Origin of the sequence: Stenotrophomonas sp. SORGH_AS_0321 (genome assembly GCF_031453215.1) — a bacterium.
In the GTDB taxonomy this organism is placed as follows: domain Bacteria; phylum Pseudomonadota; class Gammaproteobacteria; order Xanthomonadales; family Xanthomonadaceae; genus Stenotrophomonas; species Stenotrophomonas chelatiphaga.
Window position 1 is genome coordinate 3,006,005 of record NZ_JAVIZG010000001.1, and the last position, 19,772, is coordinate 3,025,776.

The 19,772-nt window shown below is 68.0% G+C and carries 16 protein-coding genes; 10 read left to right on the forward strand and 6 right to left on the reverse strand.

All coding sequences use genetic code 11. From position 1 onward, the window contains the following. Nucleotides 1-90: 90 nt before the first annotated feature. The 3 genes from QE373_RS13435 to QE373_RS13445 all read right to left on the reverse strand — a co-directional run bounded on the left by QE373_RS13435 (nucleotide 91) and on the right by QE373_RS13445 (nucleotide 4,883). A complete protein-coding gene (locus QE373_RS13435; RefSeq protein WP_309687381.1) occupies nucleotides 91-1,062 on the reverse strand; it encodes a glycosyltransferase family 2 protein in 972 nt (323 codons plus the stop codon). A gap of 71 nt (nucleotides 1,063-1,133) precedes the next feature. Then, entirely contained in the window at nucleotides 1,134-2,696 is a 1,563-nt protein-coding gene (locus QE373_RS13440; RefSeq protein ID WP_309687384.1) for a hypothetical protein, read from the reverse strand. Between the two features lie 30 nt (nucleotides 2,697-2,726). After that, nucleotides 2,727-4,883: a bifunctional (p)ppGpp synthetase/guanosine-3',5'-bis(diphosphate) 3'-pyrophosphohydrolase gene (locus QE373_RS13445; protein WP_309687387.1), complete on the reverse strand. Its 2,157-nt coding sequence runs from the start codon at nucleotides 4,881-4,883 to the stop codon at nucleotides 2,727-2,729. A 140-nt stretch (nucleotides 4,884-5,023) separates the two neighbouring features. On the opposite strand from QE373_RS13445, the gene QE373_RS13450 reads away from it, so the two are divergent. Then, nucleotides 5,024-5,536, forward strand: a complete 513-nt coding sequence (locus tag QE373_RS13450) for a hypothetical protein (RefSeq protein WP_309687389.1) — start codon at nucleotides 5,024-5,026, stop codon at nucleotides 5,534-5,536. Nucleotides 5,537-5,574: 38 nt separating this feature from the next. On the opposite strand, the gene hrpA is transcribed toward QE373_RS13450, so the two are convergent. Further along, nucleotides 5,575-9,663: an ATP-dependent RNA helicase HrpA gene (hrpA, locus tag QE373_RS13455; protein ID WP_309687392.1), complete on the reverse strand. Its 4,089-nt coding sequence runs from the start codon at nucleotides 9,661-9,663 to the stop codon at nucleotides 5,575-5,577. Nucleotides 9,664-9,752: 89 nt separating this feature from the next. On the opposite strand from hrpA, the gene QE373_RS13460 reads away from it, so the two are divergent. The 6 genes from QE373_RS13460 (at nucleotide 9,753) to QE373_RS13485 (ending at nucleotide 16,549) form a co-directional block, all read left to right on the forward strand. Then, a complete protein-coding gene (locus QE373_RS13460; RefSeq protein WP_309687395.1) occupies nucleotides 9,753-10,328 on the forward strand; it encodes a Dps family protein in 576 nt (191 codons plus the stop codon). 515 nt (nucleotides 10,329-10,843) lie between these two features. After that, nucleotides 10,844-12,652, forward strand: coding sequence for a DNA helicase RecQ (gene recQ / locus QE373_RS13465; protein WP_309687397.1), 1,809 nt, complete (start codon nucleotides 10,844-10,846; stop codon nucleotides 12,650-12,652). 85 nt (nucleotides 12,653-12,737) lie between these two features. Then, nucleotides 12,738-13,121 carry a CopL family metal-binding regulatory protein gene (locus QE373_RS13470; protein ID WP_309687400.1) on the forward strand — a complete coding sequence of 128 codons (384 nt, stop codon included), beginning with the start codon at nucleotides 12,738-12,740 and terminating at the stop codon, nucleotides 13,119-13,121. Nucleotides 13,122-13,211: 90 nt separating this feature from the next. Then, nucleotides 13,212-15,038 (forward strand): copper resistance system multicopper oxidase, encoded by a 1,827-nt coding sequence (locus QE373_RS13475; protein WP_309689817.1) that lies wholly within the window; start codon nucleotides 13,212-13,214, stop codon nucleotides 15,036-15,038. Further along, nucleotides 15,035-15,976 carry a copper resistance protein B gene (locus QE373_RS13480; RefSeq protein WP_309687404.1) on the forward strand — a complete coding sequence of 314 codons (942 nt, stop codon included), beginning with the start codon at nucleotides 15,035-15,037 and terminating at the stop codon, nucleotides 15,974-15,976. Before QE373_RS13475 ends, QE373_RS13480 begins: the two co-directional genes overlap by 4 nt. A 57-nt stretch (nucleotides 15,977-16,033) precedes the next feature. Beyond that, on the forward strand, nucleotides 16,034-16,549 hold the full coding sequence (locus tag QE373_RS13485; RefSeq protein WP_309687407.1) for a GNAT family N-acetyltransferase: 516 nt from the start codon (nucleotides 16,034-16,036) through the stop codon (nucleotides 16,547-16,549). Nucleotides 16,550-16,554: 5 nt separating this feature from the next. Here QE373_RS13485 and QE373_RS13490 read toward each other — a convergent pair whose 3' ends face one another. Further along, nucleotides 16,555-16,902 (reverse strand): zf-TFIIB domain-containing protein, encoded by a 348-nt coding sequence (locus QE373_RS13490; protein ID WP_309687410.1) that lies wholly within the window; start codon nucleotides 16,900-16,902, stop codon nucleotides 16,555-16,557. Nucleotides 16,903-17,056: 154 nt separating this feature from the next. On the opposite strand from QE373_RS13490, the gene QE373_RS13495 reads away from it, so the two are divergent. From QE373_RS13495 to yghX, 3 genes are all read left to right on the forward strand, one after another. Further along, entirely contained in the window at nucleotides 17,057-17,827 is a 771-nt protein-coding gene (locus QE373_RS13495; RefSeq protein WP_309687413.1) for a CPBP family intramembrane glutamic endopeptidase, read from the forward strand. 118 nt (nucleotides 17,828-17,945) lie between these two features. Continuing rightward, on the forward strand, nucleotides 17,946-18,365 hold the full coding sequence (locus QE373_RS13500) for a response regulator (protein ID WP_309687415.1): 420 nt from the start codon (nucleotides 17,946-17,948) through the stop codon (nucleotides 18,363-18,365). Between the two features lie 71 nt (nucleotides 18,366-18,436). Continuing rightward, nucleotides 18,437-19,324, forward strand: coding sequence for a YghX family hydrolase (yghX, locus tag QE373_RS13505; RefSeq protein WP_309687418.1), 888 nt, complete (start codon nucleotides 18,437-18,439; stop codon nucleotides 19,322-19,324). 44 nt (nucleotides 19,325-19,368) lie between these two features. Here yghX and QE373_RS13510 read toward each other — a convergent pair whose 3' ends face one another. Next, nucleotides 19,369-19,668 carry a hypothetical protein gene (locus QE373_RS13510; RefSeq protein ID WP_057687320.1) on the reverse strand — a complete coding sequence of 100 codons (300 nt, stop codon included), beginning with the start codon at nucleotides 19,666-19,668 and terminating at the stop codon, nucleotides 19,369-19,371. Nucleotides 19,669-19,772 lie beyond the last annotated feature (104 nt).

Genomic DNA, 19,772 nt, shown 5'->3' on the forward strand with positions numbered 1-19,772 from the left:
GCTTGTCCCTGGCCGCGCGGTTGGCTTCAGTTCAAGCAGTCGGGTGCCATCGCTGCAGCAACAGCCGTGGCCTGGGCCGTGCCCCCCGACTCAACCCGGCAATCCACCGCCGCGTCCCAGCAGGCCATCACGCAGGCCCCTGCACATGAACACCAGCCGCTGCCAGCGCTGGGGAAGGAAAAGCGCATTGCCAACGAACTTGAGCACCAGCCGGGGCACATCCTGGGCTATCCATACCCGGGGGGTGTAGCGGCGGCGGTAAAGCAGCACCCGGTTGCGCATGATGAAGTACAGACGGAACGGCTTGTGCACGATCACACCGTCCTGCTTCACCCATGAGGCACGCAGCTCCTCGCCGATGCTGTGCGCCATCTGCGCATCGCAGATGCCGTGCAGGGAGAACCCGGCGCGCTTGGCACGGAAGCACCAGTCCATGTCGAGGTTGTCGATGAACAGCGCTTCGTCCATCGGTCCGATCCGCTCCAGCGCCGCCACTGGAACCAGAGAGCCCGAGGTAATCAGGAAATCACAGGAAATCCGCTGCCCGGCACCACCGCGCAGTTTCCGGTTGAGCGGGAATCCAAAGCGAACGAACGGTGCCAGCTCGCCGCTTCGCGCGTCGCGGAACTGCGGCCCCACGGCCGCCACATGCCCTGCCTGCTGCAGGTCAACGAGGGCCGTGCCCAGGGTCTGGACCATGCCTTCTGCAAGCACGCTGTCCTGGTCCATCAGCAGCACGTACTGGAACCCCATCTGGCGGGCGCGTTCGCAGGCACGATTAAGCGCAGCGCCGAGGCCGACATTGAGCCCCGAAGGCACCACGCTGACGCGCTCCTGCCCGGCAAGCAGACCGGCCACGTCGACCGCGCGGCTGCCGTTGTCGAACACGACAACATGGCCCACCTGCGAAGCAACGCTTGCCACGACCTTCCGCAGCAGCACCGGATCCGGTGCGTAGGTCACGATCACCGCACAGACCATCAGCGCATCGAAATCGCTGGACTGCCCCGCGCCCGGGGTGTTGCGCAGGACGATCTCGGTGGGAGGAACAGCAGCAGACATGGCAGGCCGTGGCAGAAAGGTGCAGCGGCAGGACTATAGCGGACACCGACCGCTGCCGACAGCGCAATGGTTCAGCGTCCAATATCCCCGGCCTGCCGTACCCGTGCTTCAAACGCGGGCAGCTCAGCGAGCGTGGGCTGCCACTGGCGTGCCTGCTCGGCCGCACGGGTGGCGAACCCCACATCGCCACTGCCCAGGCGTTCGCTGCCGATCGCCAACCACCGCAGGGCCAGTCGATTGCGCGCCACCCCGATCGCCGCGTTGGTCGGTGCAAGGGTCTGCCATGCCTGCAGGCAAGCCCCGGCCGCTTCAACCCGGTTCTGCCGCAGCGCGTCTTCGAAGCAATGCCGGCTGGCGGGCAGCAGCCGCTTGGCGGCGGCCATCACACGCAGGTCATCCGGGGCCAGCGACTGGGCTTCGCGAAGCGCGTCGAACGCGCTGGCGCCGGGCGGAGCAATCAACTGGCCGCGAGCCTCGGCCTGCTGCAGGCGCTCCAGCAAGCGCTCGAGCTGTTGCCTGCCTGCACGCGAGGGTGCGATGCGTCCCTGCTGTGATTGCCGCGCCACGCGGGCCCGCTCAACCTGCTGGCGTGCTGCGGCAACCTCGCGTGGCGATGCCTGCATGCGCTGCGCATCATCCATCCGCGCCACGGCGTCGGCGAAGCGATAGTCCGCCGCGAGCCGCAGCCCCTCTTTGACCAGTGCCGCCGCCAGCCGTTCACGCTGTGCGGTGACCACCGCCTCGTCGCCGGCAGCGTCCAGCGCCGGTTGGAGCTGCTCGATGGACGCATCCAGGCGGCCCCGCCGCAGCTCGCTGGCTGCGCGCCGGACACGCGATTCGAGCGCCCGTGAAAGCGCTTCCTGGCTGGCTGGAATGTCGGCATGGCCGGGGTCGTAATCGCGTGCTCGCTGTACCAGCCGCGCCGCCTGCCTGACATCACCTTCGTCACTGGCTGCACGGGCGCGCAGCAGGAGATCGCTCAACGCATCCTCGCGTGCTTCAAGCGCCGTCACGTCCAACGGACGCAGTTCCAGTACGCGCTGCAACAACGGCAAGGCATCATCGGGCGTGTCATCCAGTCGTCCGGCAGCCAGGGCCTGGCGCGCCTGGGCCAGCAGCGCGTCCAGGCCCGCGCCCGCAGCGCGGCGCTCCCGAAGCTGCCGCGCGAGCGCCTCGCTGTCCCGCTGCGGCACCTGCAACTGCCGCGCCAAGGCCAGGGCCTCGGCGGCTTCCTCCAGCGCGCCGCTGGCCAGCGCAGCCTCGCCCGACCGCAGTGCTGCGGCGCCGGTCCGCGCAAGACCATTGCGCGCCTCACTGCGATCGCCATCCAGCGCCAGGGCTGCCTGGAAATAATCGCGCGCGCCGCGGCCATCGGCACTGCTCAGCTGCCCTGCCGCCAACGCGCGATCGCCCTGCTCGATCAGCTGCTCTATCTGCGGCTCGTCCCAGAACCAATCGGCCAGCGGTCTGCGCAGCAGGATCAAGGCCAGGAACAGCACGCCGGCAGCCAGCAGCGCCCAGCGCCATATCCTGCGCGTGTGCCGCGCCTGCACCCACCACCAGCGCCCCTCCCGGCGCACGCGCTGCAGCGCGTCGTGTCCCTGCTCGCCTGCGCGACGCGAATTCCTGTCCATGTGCGAAGACTAGCCCGGTTGGCGTGAAGTTCAGCCCAGTCTGCGCACCTGGCTCACGCCCGGCAGTGCGTCCATCTTGCCCAACAGCGCGGACAGCTGGTCGAAATCGCTGACCTTCAAGCGCAGCCTGAGGTGCGCCTGGCCGCTGTTGCGCACGTTGTCACTGTGGATATCCAGCACATAGGCGTCTTCCTGTGCGATCAGGTTGGTGATGTCCTTCAGCAGCCAGCGTCGGTCCACCGCATCGACCACCACGTCCACTTCATAGCCGCTGCCAGCCTGGCCCCATTCCACCGGCAGGATGCGCTGCGGGCTGGCCGCCGACAGGCGCGCCAGCGACGGGCAGTCGGCACGGTGCACGGTCACCCCGCGGGTCCGCGTCAGGTAGCCCACGATGGGTTCACCGGCAACCGGCTGGCAGCAGCGCGCCAGCTGCACCATCAGGTTGCCCACGCCCTGCACGGTGAACTTGCTTTTGCCCAGGCCTTCACGGCGTGCCGTCGGCCGCGGCAGCGCCGGGGGCGCCGGTGGCTGGTTGGCGGCCCGTTCGGCCTCCAGCAACGCGCGACTGACCTGGTTGGGACCGGTGTCTGCCAGTGCCACCTGGATGTACAGGTCCTCGACACTGTCGGCATGGAACTTCTTCAGCACGGCGCCCAGGTCCGCCTGTGCCAGTCCCAGGCGTTTCAGCTCGCGGTCCAGCAGCTCGCGACCGGCCTGCACGTTGCGCGCGCGGTCCAGCTTGTGGAACCAGTTGCGCACCTTTTCGCGCGAACGGTTGCTGGCCAGGTAGCCATTGGCCGGCAACAGCCAGTCGCGCCGCGGATCGGCTTCCTTCGCGGTCCGGATCTCCACCCGGTCACCGCTGCGCAGCCGGTAGGTCAATGGCACGATACGCCCGTTGATCTTCGCCCCGCGGCAGCGGTGCCCGACCATGGTGTGCACGTGGTAGGCGAAATCCAGCGGCGTCGCCCCCTGCGGCAGGTCCATCACCTCGCCCTTGGGACTCAGCGCATACACGCGGTCTTCGGTGAGCTCGGCATCCAGCGCGCCGGCCAGGCCACTGGCCGATGCCTCCTGGGCCTGCTCCAGCAGCTGCCGCATCCAGGTGATCTTGCGGTCGAACGCCTTCTCCCCGCCCTTGCCGCCCTCCTTGTACTTCCAATGGGCGGCCACGCCGAGCTCGGCCTGCGCGTGCATGTCATGGGTGCGGATCTGCACCTCGATCGTGCGTCCTTCCGGACCGACCACCGCGGTATGCAGCGAGCGGTAATCGTTGGCCTTGGGACGGGCGATGTAATCATCGAATTCGCTGGGCACCGGCGCCCACAGCGCGTGCACCACGCCCAGCGCGGCGTAGCATGCCCCGACGTCGTCCACCATCACCCGCACCGCGCGGATGTCGTACAGCTGATCGAAGGACAAGCGCTTCTTCTGCATCTTCCGCCAGATGCTGTAGATGTGCTTCGGTCGGCCGCTGACTTCGGCGTTGATGCCATTGGCCGCCAGATCGCGTGACAGCAGCTTCTTGACGTTCTCCACGTAGCGCTCGCGGGCAATCCGCGTCTCGTCCACTTCGCGTGCGATGCGGCGGTAGGTGTCCGGCTCGAGGTAGCGGAACGCCAGGTCTTCCAGCTCCCACTTCAGCTGCCAGATGCCGAGCCGATTGGCCAGCGGCGCATGGATGTCACGCGTCAGCTGGGCCAGCGCGCGACGCTGCTCTTCGTCGTCCAGTCTGTCCGCCGCGCGCATCCGTGCAAGCTGCCGGGCCAGCAGCAGCGGCACCACGCGCAGGTCCTGGATGATCGCCAGCAGCAGCCGACGCAGGCCTTCGCTGTTGCGGCCCGCCTCGCGCCCGGCATGCAGCGCCCACACCTGGTCTGCGGCATCCAGGCCGTCCAGCAGCCCATTGACCGCGGCCGGGTTGCCCAGCGGCAGGCTGGCACTGCGCTCACGCAGCGCCGGCAGGTCGAACAGCAGGGCGGCCACCAGCGAGCTTTCGTCGGCGGACAGCAGCGCCAGGGCATCGAAGGTGTCGCCCAGCACCGACCAGTTGGCCTCGACACCGCCCTGGTGCCCGGCCAGCGTCCACTGCCCGAGCAGTGCCGTGCGCAGCGGTTCGTGGACCGCTGAGGCGGAGGGGCGGTTCAACAAGGCATCCAGGCCGGGTACGGAAGCGCGGTTCACAACGATCACGGATAAGACAGGTACGACCTACACTAGCGCCGCACCCGTTCAGGAACAATCGTTGCGCGGACATCCGGCCGCCTATGTTCATGCCCGGCGTGGCTGGCCTACACTCGGCCCACTCCCTCTGGAAGCCGCCCATGACCCTGCCCTCGCCCCGCCTGCTTGCCTGCTCGCTCGCCCTGCTGGCGTTTTCCTCGACGGCCTGGGCCCAGCGCGTGGTGGAGGGCGACCTGCAACAGCAGATGAGCCCGGCCGAGTTCAAGGCCGCCGGACTGGACAAGCTGGAACCAACCGAACTGGCCAGCCTGAATCGCTGGCTGCAGGGCAAGGTCGAAGCCGCGTCGGCCGCCGCCCTGCAGGTCGCGCGCGAAGAGGGCCGCAAGGCCGTCGTCGAAGAGAACCGCGGCTTCTTCGACTTCGGCAGCCGCGAGCCGATCACCAGCGTGCTGCCCGGCGAATTCCGCGGCTTTGCCCAGGGTCGGGTGTACGTACTGGCCAACGGCCAGCACTGGGAGCAGACCGACAGCGCCAACGTCGGCGGCGTGCGTCGGCAGGATCCGCAGGTCAGCATCGCCCCGTCGGTGAGCGGTGCCTGGTATCTGCAGATTCCCGGCGTCAACACCCGCGCCAAGGTGAAGCGGGTGAAGTGAAGGCGGGCCGGGCCGACCGCGCCCGGCCGGGCTCCGCGCTAGCGCGCCTTGTGCAGTTCGGCGACGCGCTGGGCGACCTTCTTGGCTGAAATACCGCCGCGCCCGATCAGCTCCTGCGCGAACAGCGACACCCGCAGTTCCTCGATGTCCCAGCGCAGTGCCTGCCATTGCGGCCGGTCCTGCATGCCTTGCTCGCGTGCCTTCTGCAGCGCCTCCAGGAACGGATGCAGTTCCAGCATGCGGGCCTGGTCGCGCGGCGGATCGCGCTTGGCGCGTTCGGTCCGCAGCAGCATCGCCTTGAGATAGCGCGGATACTGCGACAGCGCGTCGGCAGGCGTGTCACGCAGGAAGCCGGCATGCACCAGCCCGGCCAACTGCCGCTCCATGTCATCCAGATTGCCGCGTGCCCAGCCCATCAACGGTGCCTCGAGCGCCGGCTTGATCTCAGCCACCAGGCCGAGGATCGACTCGGCCAGCTTCAGCCGCTCCATCGCTTCGGCAAACAGTGACCTGGCCGCGCTGTCGCGCCGCTGCGCGAACGCCTGCGGGTCACGGATCGCATCCAGGCCTTCGGCCAGCACGGCATTCATCGCCGCGTCCACGATGTCACCGCGCAGCCGCTCCTGCGACTCGATGGCCGCATACAACAAGCCGGTTTTCGGCGACACCGGCAGCTGCTTGCGCGCCTGCTTGGCCTTCTCGGCCAGCCCGATCTCCAGCAGTCGGCGCACGCCGCGCGGATGCGCTTCAGCGGCCTGCTGCGGATCGGCGAAGATGCGCAGCGCAGCCGAATCCCCTTCGTCCACCAGTGCCGGGTAGGCCGGTACCCCGGCTTCGCCGGGCACCTGCAGCGGGATCGGGGCAGGCGGGAAATCGCGCAGGCCTTCTGCCGCCATGTCACGCCCAGCACGCGCAGCGAAGGCATGCCCGGCCTGGTCACCAAAGCGTGCGCGAAGCCCGTCCAGGTCACGCGAGGTCGCCAGCACCTTGCCCTGCTCATCGCGCAGGCGCAGGTTCATGTGCAGGTGGGTATCGACCGACTCCAGGTCGAAATCGAGCGCGGCCACCGCTGCCCCCGTCGCGCGCGACAGGAAGCGCGCCAGCTCGCCGCGGATGTCATCGGCACTGGGCTGCGGGAATGCTTCGGCGAAGGCCCGGGCGAAGTCCGGTGCCGGCACGTAATTGCGCCGCATCGCCTTGGGCAGGCTGCGGATCAAGGCCGTGGCCTTGTCCGCCACGAAGCCCGGCGCCAGCCAGCCCAGCTGCACCGGATCCAGTGCATTGAGCAGGTGCAGCGGCACGTCCAGGGTCACGCCATCATCGTCGGCGCCCGGTTCGAAGCGGTAAGTCAGCGGCAGCCGGGCATCGCCCAGCGCGAAGTACTTCGGGAACCGGTCTTCTTCGCTGCCTTCGCCCGGCAGCAGATCGACCAGTGACCAGGACAGGCCATGCCGCTGCGCAGGCGGCAGGCTCTTCCACCACGCATCCAGTCCGGCCGCGGAATGGATCTCCGACGGAATCCGGTCCAGGTACCAGCGCGCCTGCCAGCCTTCGTCGGCGACGATGCCGGCGCGGCGCAGCTTGGCTTCTTCCTCGCGGGCGTGTTCCAGCACCTTCTGGTTGTCGGCGACGAAGCTGGCGCGGGTGGTGATCTCGCCGGTCACCAGCGCCTGGCGAACGAAGATGTCGTGCGCTTCGGCCGGTTCGATGCGGCCGTAATGCACCGGCTTCTTCGGCGCCAGCACCAGCCCGAACAGGCTGATCTGTTCCGAGGCCAGCACCTGTCCCTGCGCGCGTGACCAGTGTGGATCGAAGTGCTTGCGCAGCAGCAGGTGCGGCAGCTCGGCGATCACCCAGTCCGGCTCGATCGCCGCATTGGTCAGGCCCCAGATCTTCTGCGTATCCAGCAGGGTGGCGGCAAGCAACCACGGGGGCGGTCGCTTGGCCAGGGTGGAGCCCGGGAACGGCTGGAAGCGGCGCTGGCGGGGTGCCTGGAAATCGCCTTTTTCAGTCCGGTGGCCGATCTGCGTGGGCAGCCCGGCGATCAGCGCGCGGTGCAGGGTCTGGTAGGCAGCCGAACGGGCGCGTTCGCTGAAGCCACCGCCTTCCGGTGCCTGCTCCTTCTGCGCACGCACCGCCACCGGCGCAGGCGCCTGCTCGGCCGGCTTGCCCTCGCGCGCCAGTCGCGCGGCGCGGTGCAGCTGGCCACGCGTGGCCTTGATCGCAGTGGCGTCGTCGCTGGCCGCGGCCGGTGCCTTGCTGCCGGCCAGCAGCGGCGCCAGCGAGGCCTCGCTGGCCTCTTCGGTCCAGCCCAGTTCCTCGCACAGCAGGCGCAGCTGTCGATGCAGCTCGCGCCATTCGCGCATGCGCAGGAAGCCGAGGAAATTGCGCCCGCACCAGTCACGCAGCTTGGACTGGGTCAGGTCTTCATGCGCCTGCCGGTAGGCATCCCACAGCCGCAGCACGCCGACGAACTCCGAGCGTCCATCCGCGAACTGGGCATGCGCGGTATCTGCGGCGCCACGGGCTTCGGGCGGACGCTCACGCGGATCCTGGATGCCCAGGAACGAGGCGATCACCAGCATCGGCTTCAGGCAGCCGGCCGCCTGCGCGGCCACCAGCATGCGCGCCAGCTTGACGTCTACCGGCAGCCGCGCCATCTGCCTGCCCACGGCGGTCAAGCGGCGCTCGCCATCGACCGCGCCGAGCTCGGCCAGCTGCTGCCAGCCGTCGGCAACCGCGCGCTCGTCCGGCGCTTCCAGGAACGGGAAATCCTCGATCCGTCCCAGGCCCAGCTGCAGCATGCGCAGGATTACCCCGGACAGGCTGGAGCGCCGGATTTCCGGATCGGTGAAGTCCGGTCGGGCCTGGAAATCAGCCTCGGCGTACAGGCGGTAGCAGATGCCTTCGGCCACGCGTCCGCAGCGGCCCTTGCGCTGGTTGGCGCTGGCCTGGGAGATCGGCTCGATATGCAGGCGATCCAGTTTCTGCCGCGGGCTGTAGCGCTTGACGCGGGCAAAGCCCGGATCGACCACGTAACGGATGCGCGGCACCGTCAGCGAGGTCTCGGCCACGTTGGTGGCCAGCACGATGCGCCGGTTCGGGCCCGGGTTGAAGACCCGGTCCTGGTCCTGATTGGACAGCCGCGCGTACAGCGGCAGCACTTCGGTGTTGCGGTACTTGCGCCGTTCCAGCGACTGGTGCGCATCGCGGATCTCGCGTTCGCCGGGCAGGAAGATCAACACATCGCCACGTGCATCCAGGCGGGTGATCTCGTCGATGGCACTGACGATGGCATCGTTGACCGTGCGTTCGCCCTGCGCTTCGCCCTCGCCTTCCAGCGCGCGGTAACGCACTTCGACCGGATAGGTCCGCCCTTCCACGCTGATCACCGGCGCATCGTCGAAATGTTCGGCAAAGCGCCCCGTATCGATGGTCGCCGAGGTGACGATCAGTTTCAGGTCCGGGCGCTTCTTCAGCAGCTGTTTCAAGTAGCCGAGCAGAAAATCGATGTTGAGGCTGCGTTCGTGTGCCTCGTCGACGATGATCGTGTCATAGCGCGACAACCAGCGATCGCTGGCGATCTCGGCCAGCAGGATGCCGTCGGTCATGAACTTGATGCGGCTGTCTTCGCTGACCTTGTCGTTGAAGCGCACCTGGAAACCCACCAGCTGGCCCAGTTCGCTGTTCAATTCCTGCGCCACGCGGCTGGCCACCGCACGCGCCGCGATCCGCCGCGGCTGGGTGCAGCCGATCATCCCCGCCTCGCCGCGGCCGGCAGCCAGGCACAGCTTGGGCAGCTGGGTGGTCTTGCCCGACCCGGTTTCACCGGCGATCACCACCACCTGGTGGTCACGGATCAGCGCGATGATCGACTCGGCTTCACGCGCGATCGGCAGCTGCGGGTCCAGAGTAATGGCCGGTTTCTGGCTGGCCCGTGCCTGGCGGCGCTGTACCGACGCCTGCAGTGCCTGCTCGAACGCCTGCGCCAGCCCTGCATCCTGCGGCTTGGACTGCCAGCGCGAGAGCATGCCGAGCAGGCGCCCGCGGTCGCGGGTCATCGCGCCGTCGAGGGCGGTCCGCTGCTGCGACAGGCGGGAGGCCGGGTTTTTTTCAATAGAGTTCATCAATCAATTCGTTTAAAAACTTGATAGCGACCAGACATTAGTTCTGGTCTATCGTGAAGATCATCTCATCCACAAGGAGAAACGTCCCCATGGCAAAGACCAAGAGCATCACCAAGGCCCCGGCACTGGCAAAGGCGAACGTCGCCAAGACCGGCAAGCAGAAGCTCGCCGCGGCCGCTCCGTCGGCACCGGGTATTGATATCGGGATCAAGGAAGGCGAGCGCAAGAAGATCGCCGACGGGCTGTCGCGCTACCAGGCTGACGCATTCACCTTGTACCTGAAAACCCACAACTTCCATTGGAACGTGACCGGGTCGATGTTCAACTCGCTGCACGCCATGTTCGAAACCCAGTACACCGAACAGTGGGCTGCCCTGGACGAAGTGGCCGAGCGCATCCGCGCACTGGGCTTCAACGCACCGGGCTCCTACCGCGAATTCGCCGCGCTGACCTCCATCCCGGAAGAACCCGGCCTGACCAACAGCGCCGACTGGCGTGAAATGGTACGCCAGCTGGTGGTCGCCAACGAAGCGGTCTGCCGCACCGCCCGCCAGGTGCTGGACGTGGCCGACGACGCCGACGACGCCCCGACCGAAGACCTGATGACCCAGCGCCTGCAGACCCACGAAAAGTACGCCTGGATGCTGCGCTCGCTGCTGCAGTGAGGCAGTGGGGCGAAGCCCCGCTGCCTCACTGCCCCCGCATCCCTCCTATCCCCCCGCCTTCGGCGCGCCCCCCTTAACAAAGGGGGCTTGCACGCTGTTGGATGGCGTGGGTGGTGCGGTGCAGGGTGTCTGATGGTTTCCGCCGAGCACGGCTCGGCGCTACCGGAGCTCCGCTCCTTACTGCCCCCGCATCCCTCCTGTCCCCCCCGCCTTCGGCGCGCCCCCTTTAACAAAGGGGGCTTGCACGCTGTTGGATGGCGTGGGTGGTGCGGTGCACGGTGTCTGATGGTTTCCGCCGAGCACGGCTCGGCGCTACCGAGGCGGCCGATGAACTGTCGGAGGTGGGGCGGGGAGGCTTGGCGGGGGCGTTGAGCGCCATGGATGGCGCGAAACGAGGCCCGCAGGAGCGGCTTTTGCCGTCCCCCGGCCAAGCCTCCCCGCCCCGCCCAGCACGTAGCCCCGCTGCTTGAAGCGTCAGCAGACCAGCAACCCGCGCGAACGGGTAAACTACCGGGATGCCTTCCAGTCCCGCGCACGAGCTGCTCCGCCGCGTCTTTGGTTACGACGACTTCCGCGGCCCGCAACGGGACATCGTCGAGCACGTCGCTGCCGGCCATGACGCCCTTGTCCTGATGCCCACCGGCGGCGGCAAGTCGCTCTGCTACCAGGTCCCGGCCCTGCTGCGCGACGGCTGCGGCATCATCATTTCCCCGCTGATCGCGCTGATGCAGGACCAGGTCGAAGCCCTGCGCCAGCTCGGCGTGCGCGCCGAATTCCTCAACTCCACCCTGGACGGCGAAACCGCCGCGCGCGTCGAACGCGACCTGCTGGCCGGCGAGCTGGACATGCTGTATGTCGCCCCCGAACGCCTGCTGACCGGCCGCTTCCTGTCCCTGCTCTCGCGCAGCCGCATCGCCCTGTTCGCCATCGACGAAGCGCACTGCGTGTCGCAGTGGGGCCACGACTTCCGTCCCGAATACCGCCAGCTCACCGTGCTGCACGAGCGTTGGCCGGAGATCCCGCGGCTGGCGCTGACCGCCACCGCCGATCCACCGACCCAGCGCGAGATCGCCGAGCGCCTCGACCTGGCCCAGGCGCGCCACTTCGTCAGCTCCTTCGATCGTCCCAACATCCGCTACACCGTGGTGCAGAAGGACAACGCGCGCCAGCAGCTGACCGGCTTCCTGCGCAGCCACCGCGACGAGGCCGGCATCGTCTACTGCATGTCGCGGCGCAAGGTCGAGGAAACCGCCGAATTCCTGTGCAGCCAGGGCTTCACCGCCCTGCCCTACCATGCCGGCCTGCCGGCCGACGTGCGTGCCAACAACCAGCGCCGCTTCCTGCGCGAAGACGGCATCGTGATGTGCGCCACCATCGCCTTCGGCATGGGCATCGACAAGCCCGATGTGCGCTTCGTCGCCCACACCGACCTGCCCAAGTCGATGGAGGGCTACTACCAGGAAACCGGCCGCGCCGGCCGCGATGGCGAACCCGCCGAAGCCTGGCTGTGCTACGGCCTCGGCGATGTGGTGCTGCTCAAGCAGATGATCGAACAATCCGAGGCCGGTGAAGAACGCAAGCAGCTGGAGCGATCCAAGCTGGACCACCTGCTGGGCTACTGCGAATCCATGCAGTGCCGCCGCCAGGTGCTGCTGGCGGGGTTCGGCGAGACCTATCCGCAGGCCTGCGGCAACTGCGACAACTGCCTGACCCCACCGGCGGCCTGGGATGCCACCATCCCGGCGCAGAAGGCGCTCAGCTGCGTGTACCGCAGCGGGCAGCGCTACGGCGTGGGCCACCTGATCGACATCCTGCGCGGCAACGAAAACGACAAGGTGCGCCAGAGCGGCCATGAAAAGCTGAGCACCTACGGCATCGGCAAGGACCTGGATGCGCGGACCTGGCGCAGCGTGTTCCGCCAGTTGGTGGCCACCAGCGTGCTGGAAGTGGACACTGCCGGCCACGGCGGCCTGCGCCTGACCGACGCCAGCCGCGAGGTGCTCAAGGGCCAGCGGCAGATCAGCATGCGCCGTGACAGCGCCCCCGCCAGCAGCCGCGAACGCAGCAGCCAGCGCAGCGGCAGCGGCCTGTCGGTGCTGCCGCAGGACCTGGCGCTGTTCAACGCGCTGCGTGGGCTGCGCGCCGAACTGGCCCGCGAGCAGAACGTACCGGCCTTCGTGATCTTCCACGACAGCACCCTGCGCAACATCGCCGAACAGCGCCCGACGTCGCTGGACGAACTGGCCCGGGTCGGGGGAATCGGCGGTACCAAGCTGTCGCGCTACGGCCCGCAGTTGATCGACGTGGTTCGTGAAGAAGGCTGAGGCGTGGTGCCTTGTCCTGCTCCAGGGTTGAACCCGCGGTTCAGCCGGGGCTGCATCAACCCGGCGATCCCGCTAAGGTAGCGCCATGTCCGTGGCCTCCCTCCTGCTGCGCGTGGTGCTGATGCTCAGTCTGTTGCTCAACGGGCTGAACGCGGCCATGGCCGGAGGACACCGGATGGACGCGGCTGAAACCGCCCCCGCTGCAGCGCCGCCGTGCCACGGCCACGCCCCGGCACAGACCGGCATGCAGCCCCCGCACGCCGCCGATCACCAGGCCCAGGCAGCGCCGGACGATGCCCACTGCAAGTTGAAGGAGTGCGTGCGTACCTGCGCGCAGCAACCGGCGCTGGCCGCCGAGGGACTTGCCCTGTTGGCCGCCGACTACGCCGGCACACGGCCGCCGCAACAGCATGCACCGGGCCATCCCACGCCCGCGCTGCCCCGCATCCAACGCCCTCCCATCTGCTGATTCCAGCGCCCACGCCGGTGGCGTGACTTGATGCTGGCCCGCGCGCCGCTGCGCCGGGTCGGTGATTTCCTGCGTCTGGAGTTTCCTACAATGCGTTTTTCTTCTTCTTACGGTCCGGGCCTCCCGGCCCAGCCGTCACGCCGCCTGTTCGTGCAGGGCCTGGCCGCCGGTGGCGTGGTCGCCGGGGCCGCCGCCACCGGCCTGCCATCGCGCGCGTTCGCCGCCGCCGGCCCGGCCCTGGCCACCGCCCCGCAGGTGCTCGGCCAGGCCCACATCGAACTGGCGATCGGTGAATCGGCGGCCAATTTCACCGGCCGTACCCGTCCGGCCATCACCGTCAACGGCAGCCTGCCCGCGCCGATCCTGCGCTGGCGCGAAGGCCAGACCGTGGACATCCACGTGCGCAACACGCTGGCCCACCACCCCACGTCGATCCACTGGCACGGCATCCTGCTGCCGGCCAACATGGACGGCGTGCCGGGCCTGAGCTTCAACGGCATCGCCCCGGGCGAGGCCTACCACTACCGCTTCACCCTCAAGCAGTCCGGCACCTACTGGTACCACAGCCATTCCCTGTTCCAGGAACAGGCCGGGCTGTACGGCGCGCTGATCATCGACCCGGCGCAACCTCCCCCGTACGCGTTCGACCGTGAACACGTGATCCTGCTGTCGGACTGGACCGACCTGGATCCCGGGGCACTGTTCCGGCGCATGAAGAAGCTGGCCGAGCACGACAACTACTACAAGCGCACCCTGCCCGACTTCCTGCGCGATGCGCGCCGCGATGGCTGGGGCGCGGCGCTGTCCGACCGCGGCATGTGGGGGCGGATGCGGATGACGCCGACCGACATCTCCGATGTCAACGCGCATACCTACACCTACCTGATGAACGGCACCGCGCCGGCGGGCAACTGGACCGGGTTGTTCCGCAGCGGCGAGAAAGTGCTGCTGCGCTTCATCAATGGTGGCTCGATGAGCTACTTCGACGTGCGCATCCCCGGCCTGAAGATGACCGTGGTCGCCGCCGATGGGCAGTACATCCACCCGGTCAGCATCGATGAGTTCCGCATCGCCCCGGCCGAAACCTTCGATGTGCTGGTGGAACCCAGCGGGCAGGATGCGTACACCATCTTCTGCCAGGACATGGGCCGCACCGGCTTTGCCGCCGGCACCCTGGCGGTACGCCACGGCCTGCAGGCACCGGTACCCGCGCGTGACCCGCGCCCCCTGCTGACCATGGCCGATATGGGGCATGACATGGGCCACGGCATGAACCACGCGATGGACCACGGCGCGATGGCCGGCCACGGCATGGACCACGCGATGCCGGCGATGGACCACGGCGCCCACGCCGGACACGGGGGCCACGCTACAACCGCCGCCATGCCCGCGAAGGTCACCCATCCACCCAGCGAGCGCGGCAATCCGCTGGTGGACATGCAGAGCAGCGCCACCGACCCGAAGCTGGACGATCCGGGCATCGGCCTGCGCGACAATGGCCGCCAGGTACTGACCTACGGCGCGATGCGCAGCCTGTTCGACGATCCCGATGGGCGCGAGCCCGGCCGCGAGGTGGAACTGCACCTCACCGGCAACATGGAGAAGTTCGCCTGGTCCTTCGATGGCATCCCCTTCGCCGGGGCCGAGCCATTGCGGCTGAACTACGGCGAGCGCATGCGCATCGTGCTGGTCAACGACACCATGATGCAGCACCCCATCCACCTGCATGGCGTGTGGAGCGACCTGGAAGATGCGCAGGGCGATTTCCAGCTGCGCAAGCACACCGTGGACATGCCGCCGGGCACCCGCCGCAGCTATCGCGTACGCGCCGATGCACTGGGCCGCTGGGCGTTCCACTGCCACCTGCTGTACCACATGGAAGCGGGCATGATGCGCGAAGTGAGGATCGAAGAATGAGCGTCTGCTTGAACCTTGCGCGCAGTGCCTTGGGCCTGGCGATGCTGGCGGCGCTGCCCGCGCTGGCACAGTCGCACGACCACCACCCCGCCCCTGCAGCACCGGTGCTGGACCACTCGAAGGTGGACCATTCAACGATGGATCACTCAACGATGAACCATTCGAAGATGGATCATGCCGGTAGGGAACATGCGCACAGCAACCACGCGCAGCATGATGCTGCCGGATTGCCGCGCGAGCCGATCCCCGCGGTCACCGACGCCGACCGCGCGGCGGCCTTCCCGGTCATCGACCACGCCGCCATGCAGCACGCGCCGTCGATCAACAGCCTGCTGCTGGTGGATCGGCTGGAACACTGGGACGGGCGCCATGGCACCGGACAAGCGTGGGAAGCCACCGGCTGGATCGGCGGTGACATCAACCGCGTGTGGCTGCGCAGCGAAGGCGAACGCAGCGGTGGTCGCACCGATGCAGCGGACCTGGAGGTGCTGTATGGCCGCAGCATTTCCCCGTGGTGGGACGTGCTGGCCGGCGTGAAGCAGGACTTCCGGCCGGCGGACGCGCGCACCTGGGCTGCGCTGGGCATCCAGGGCCTGGCGCCGTACAAGTTCGAAACCTCCGCCACGCTGTACGCCGGCTCCGGCGGCCAGCTGATGGCCACCGCGGAAGTGGAGTACGAGGTGCTGCTGAGCAACCGGCTGATCCTGCAGCCGATGGTCGAAGCCACGCTGGCCGCACGTGATGAGCCGGCCCAGCGCATCGGCCGCGGACTCAACAAGGTCGAAGCGGGCCTGCGCCTGCGCTATGAGTTCAGTCGCCGCTTCGCGCCGTACATCGGCATCAGCCACGAACGCCTGTTCGGCGCCACCGCCGACCATGCCGACGATTCACATGTCCGTGATACGCGCTGGGTGGCCGGCGCCAGGATGTGGTTCTAGGACGCGTTGAAACAGGCCCCGGTACCCCCTGTGTGCCGGGGCCTTCTACAATGGGCGATGCCCACCACCCTGCGCCGCGCCTGCGTGGACGATGCCGCCGCACTGGCCGACATCGCCATCGCCACCTACACCGAAACCTTCGGCGATTCATATCCGCCGCAGGACCTGCAGGCCTTCCTGCACGCGCACTACAGCCTGGAACCGCAACGCGCCGAACTGGCTGACCCGCACGCTGCAGCGTGGCTGCTGGAAGCCGATGGACGCGCCGTGGGCTATCTGGCCGCCGGACCGAACAGCCTGCCGCACGCCCTGGCCGCAGCCGGAGACATCGAACTCAAGCGCCTGTACGTGTCGGCCAGCCACCAGAATGCGGGGCACGGCGAGCGCCTGATGAGCGCGTTCCTGGATTGGCTGGACCGCCCGTCACGGCGCGCCCTGTGGGTGGGCGTATGGTCGGAAAACCACGGCGCGCAGCGCTTCTACGCGCGCCATGGCTGCTACAAGGTGGGCGAGTACGATTTCATCGTCGGTGACTCGCGTGACCGCGAGTACATCCTGCATCGCCCTGCCTGACGGACTCAGAAATCGAACAGGTCCGACAGGAAGCTTTCCTTCTTCTTTTTCTTGTACCCGTGCTGGTTGTACTGGCCCTGCTGCGCATAGCCGTCGTTGTGGCGCTGGCCCAGGTGGCGGGTATCGCGGTGCTGCACGGCCACCGGCGGCGGTGGCTGCTGGCTGTAAGCCGGCGCTGCGGCCTGCACCGGTGCGGGCGGCGGGACGGCCGGCGCGGATGCCGAACGCTCGATGATCTTGTCCAGTTCGCCACGGTCCAGCCACACGCCACGGCATTGCGGGCAGTAATCGATCTCGATGCCCTGGCGTTCGGACATGGTCAGCGCCTGGGTCTTGCAAACGGGGCACAGCATCGCTGGCGCTCCTGCTCGTGGGGGGACCTGCACTGTACCCGCACGCCGATGACTGCATGGCAACGGCCCTGACGATCGGCACATGGACCTCCGGCGTATGCGCCTGCGCTGCAACGGCGACATAGTGCCGCATGACCCACGCAAGGATGCCCTGATGAGCCAGCCTTCCCGACTCCCCCGCCTGCCCGCCTCGCTGGTGCTGCTGCTCGCCGTCGCGCTCGGGCTGTGGGTGCGCGATATTGCCAAGGCCATCGGCACGCCGATCCCCGCCCTGCCGATGCCCTTCGGTGGCAGCCTGCTGGACAACCTGCTGGCCACCGCAATCGCGCTGCTGACCGCCGCCCTGCTGCTGGCACCGGGGAACTCGCTGGCCCGCAGCCTGGGCCTGCAGTGGAACGGCCCGCGCGGACCGCTGCTGGTGCTGCTGGCCACCGTGCCATGCTGGATCGGCTTGTGGTGGCTGGGCGCGCTGGCCACCGACATCGACCTGCTTGCGCTGCTGATGTTGGCCCTGGTGTTCCCCCTGGCCGAAGAAATCCTGTTCCGCGGCCTCGGCTTCGTGTTCGCCCAGCGTGTATTGGGGTGGCCGTGGTGGCTGGCCGCCAGCGTGCAGGCGGTGCTGTTCGGCGCCGTCCATTGGCTGGGCGTCGGTGGCCCGGAAGGCGGGGCGATGGACGCGCTGGTGTTCGCCGTGACCGGCATCGGCGGCTTCATCTTCGCGCTGCTGAACCGCCTGGACGGATACACGCTGTGGAGCGGGCTGGCCCTGCACGTATCGCTGAACCTGGCCTGGAACGTTATCACCGTAGCGGATGCCATCGCCATGGGCTGGCAGGGCATCGGCCTGCGCCTTGGCGCGGCAGCGCTGGCGGTGCTGCTGTGCTGGCAGCTGCCGGCGCGTGCGCGCAGGCCGGTGCCGCTGTAACCGGATGTTACCGGTTCCTGCACGCCGGACTCACCCCCTGCCCGCGCATACTTGCGCGCCGCTGGGGCCAGGAGCCTCCGCTGCCCTTGTTCCAGTCGTGTCACGGAGCCCGTGCGTCATGTTGTTGTCAAAGCAGAATGTGCAGCCGCGAGTGCTGCTGATCGAAGATTCCGAGGAAACCCTCGAGCTGAGCCGCCTGACCCTGGAAAGCCAGGCCTGTGAAGTGGTGGGCGTCAGTTCCGCCGAGGCCGCCTTGGGCCTGCTGAATGCCGGTGAGCGGTTCGATATGTTGTTCACCGATGTCTGCCTGGGCGGGATCAGCGGCATCGAGACCGCCAACCGCGTGCGTGCGGCCTTCCCGCGCCTGCCGATCCTGGTCACCTCCGGCATGTGCCAGCACGAGGTATTGCCCCTGCTGCACCCGGGCATCCATTTCCTGCCCAAGCCGTACAACATGAGCGAACTGCTGGATGCGATCCGCATCTGCTTCCGCCATTCCGGTGAAGGCCTGCCGCACGACGCGCCGCAGGCCGCCTGAGCGGCCGGCCACGGGCGCACCGGCCGAAGCGATGCTAGATTCAGTGCACCGCTTTCGCAGAGGCCGCGCCCGTGACCCGACTGACCGCCAAGGATTTCCATCCGGACCTTCTGGAACTGTATGACGGCTACGTACATGGCCGCCTGAGCCGTCGCGACTTCCTCGACCGCGCTGCCGCCTTTGCGATGGCCGGCGTGGCGGCCACCACCCTGCTGGCGGCGCTGAGCCCGGATTACGCGCTGGCCCAGCAGGTGCCGTTCACCGATCCGGACATCGTCGCCGAGTACATCACCTATCCCTCGCCCAATGGCCACGGGCAGGTACGCGGCTACCTGGTCAAGCCGGCCAAGGCTGCCGGCAAGCTGCCTGCCATCGTGGTGGTACACGAAAACCGCGGCCTCAATCCCTATGTCGAAGACGTGGCGCGCCGCGTGGCGAAGGCCGGCTTCATCGCACTGGCGCCGGATGGGCTGAGTTCGGTCGGCGGCTATCCGGGCAACGACGTGCGCGGCCGTGAACTGCAGGCGCAGGTCGACCCGGAGAAGCTGATGAATGATTTCTTCGCCGCCATCGAATACCTGCGCGCATCATCGCTGGGCACCGGCAAGGTCGGCATCACCGGCTTCTGCTACGGCGGCGGCGTGTCCAACGCAGCGGCCGTGGCCTATCCGGAACTGGATGCCGCGGTGCCGTTCTATGGTCGCCAGGCCAAGCCGGAGGACGTGGTCAGGATCAAGGCGCCGTTGCTGCTGCACTTCGCCGAGAAGGACGACAACGTCAATGCCACCTGGCCGGCCTACGAGGCGGCGCTGAAGAAGGCCGGGACAACGTACGAGGCCTACGTCTACCCCGGCACAAACCATGGCTTCCATAACGACTCGACCCCGCGCTACGACGAGGCCGCGGCCACGCTGGCCTGGGACCGGACGCTCGGCTGGTTCCGTAAGTATCTGGCGTGATGCCCTGCGGCGCCGGGGGGTACCCGGCATCGTCTTTCAGCGGATCAGAGCCGGATGCCCGGCCGTGCGCCGAGGGTCCCCATGGTGAAGGTGTAGCCTTCGTCCATCAGGAACTGTCGCATGCGCATTTCCGCTACCTGCGGGGCGCCCAGGCTGCTGGGGCCGTACAACGCGTAGACCACCGTCCCGCTTTCAATATCCTCGCGACGCACCGAAATTCCCGGCACCGCCGCGGCGGCCGCCCAGCCGGCACGCAGCTTGGCCGGCGCGATCGACTGCCCGTTGCGCAGCCTGAAACTCAACCAGCGTGTTTCAGAGTTGTCCTGCCGTTCGTACTTCGCCATCTGTGCGCTGTCCTCCCGAACCAAGCTTGACCATACTCGCCTTCCATGTCACATCAGAATGAGACGGTATGCGCCTCAGCCATCCCGTGGCCGCACGTGCAGAG

Excerpts from the sequence above, each read along its gene's own strand:
- QE373_RS13435 (WP_309687381.1), bottom strand. The coding sequence starts at position 1,062 with ATGTCTGCTGCTGTTCCTCCCACCGAGATCGTCCTGCGCAACACCCCG.
- QE373_RS13440 (WP_309687384.1), bottom strand. The coding sequence starts at position 2,696 with ATGGACAGGAATTCGCGTCGCGCAGGCGAGCAGGGACACGACGCGCTG.
- QE373_RS13450 (WP_309687389.1), top strand. The coding sequence starts at position 5,024 with ATGACCCTGCCCTCGCCCCGCCTGCTTGCCTGCTCGCTCGCCCTGCTG.
- hrpA (WP_309687392.1), bottom strand. The coding sequence starts at position 9,663 with ATGAACTCTATTGAAAAAAACCCGGCCTCCCGCCTGTCGCAGCAGCGG.
- QE373_RS13460 (WP_309687395.1), top strand. The coding sequence starts at position 9,753 with ATGGCAAAGACCAAGAGCATCACCAAGGCCCCGGCACTGGCAAAGGCG.
- recQ (WP_309687397.1), top strand. The coding sequence starts at position 10,844 with ATGCCTTCCAGTCCCGCGCACGAGCTGCTCCGCCGCGTCTTTGGTTAC.
- QE373_RS13470 (WP_309687400.1), top strand. The coding sequence starts at position 12,738 with ATGTCCGTGGCCTCCCTCCTGCTGCGCGTGGTGCTGATGCTCAGTCTG.
- QE373_RS13475 (WP_309689817.1), top strand. The coding sequence starts at position 13,212 with ATGCGTTTTTCTTCTTCTTACGGTCCGGGCCTCCCGGCCCAGCCGTCA.
- QE373_RS13480 (WP_309687404.1), top strand. The coding sequence starts at position 15,035 with ATGAGCGTCTGCTTGAACCTTGCGCGCAGTGCCTTGGGCCTGGCGATG.
- QE373_RS13485 (WP_309687407.1), top strand. The coding sequence starts at position 16,034 with ATGCCCACCACCCTGCGCCGCGCCTGCGTGGACGATGCCGCCGCACTG.
- QE373_RS13490 (WP_309687410.1), bottom strand. The coding sequence starts at position 16,902 with ATGCTGTGCCCCGTTTGCAAGACCCAGGCGCTGACCATGTCCGAACGC.
- QE373_RS13495 (WP_309687413.1), top strand. The coding sequence starts at position 17,057 with ATGAGCCAGCCTTCCCGACTCCCCCGCCTGCCCGCCTCGCTGGTGCTG.
- QE373_RS13500 (WP_309687415.1), top strand. The coding sequence starts at position 17,946 with ATGTTGTTGTCAAAGCAGAATGTGCAGCCGCGAGTGCTGCTGATCGAA.
- QE373_RS13510 (WP_057687320.1), bottom strand. The coding sequence starts at position 19,668 with ATGGCGAAGTACGAACGGCAGGACAACTCTGAAACACGCTGGTTGAGT.